This window comes from Vibrio sp. 704, from assembly GCF_033339295.1.
Genome location: NZ_JAWOUH010000793.1, coordinates 1 through 570, shown reverse-complemented (window position 1 = coordinate 570; position 570 = coordinate 1). Strand labels below are relative to the sequence as shown.

1 pseudogene is annotated in these 570 nt (G+C 46.1%); it reads right to left on the bottom strand.

Features of this window, described 5'->3' with window-relative positions:
* A pseudogene (locus R7R24_RS29145) lies at positions 1-536 on the bottom strand (two-component sensor histidine kinase); the annotation flags it as partial.
* Positions 537-570: the final 34 nt, after the last annotated feature.

Below are 570 nucleotides of genomic sequence, written 5' to 3'. Positions count from 1 at the left end.
GCGATTTGCTCTTGTATTTTCTGAATATCGCCGTTCAACGTCACTAATGACATCAATTGTTTATCGAACGCGCCTTCTGGACTCAACACAACCACAAGTTCTTGCAATAACTGTTTGTAAGCGATTGAGGTTGGCTGATTCATTAAGGTTGTGCTGCTTTCTTGCAGATCCATTAAGCGAAAGTGAATCACCTTCATCCCATTGTCGACCTGCTCCGGCATTGATGCGCCAGCAACATCAATCGCCATGTCGTACACCGCCGATTCAATATCGATGACCCGTTGCAAAGTACTCAATTGCACCAGCAAGTTTTGAATTTCTTTCGAGTCGTTTACCCGCTCAATCTGCCAGTGCACTTCTTGTCGAACCGGTTTGAGCTCAGAGCGAATATCTTGGTGAAGCCAGTTAATCTGCTCCATCAGTTGGTCGACGCGGCGAGTTTGATCGATGCGAGTTGAAATCATATCCACGTACTTTTCCAGTAGCGAGGCAAGGCCAGCTTCCGATTCGAGCAATTGATAAAACTCCGAGCTCATCTTATTGCTTTTCAGAACGGTCGAAATCGAAGCC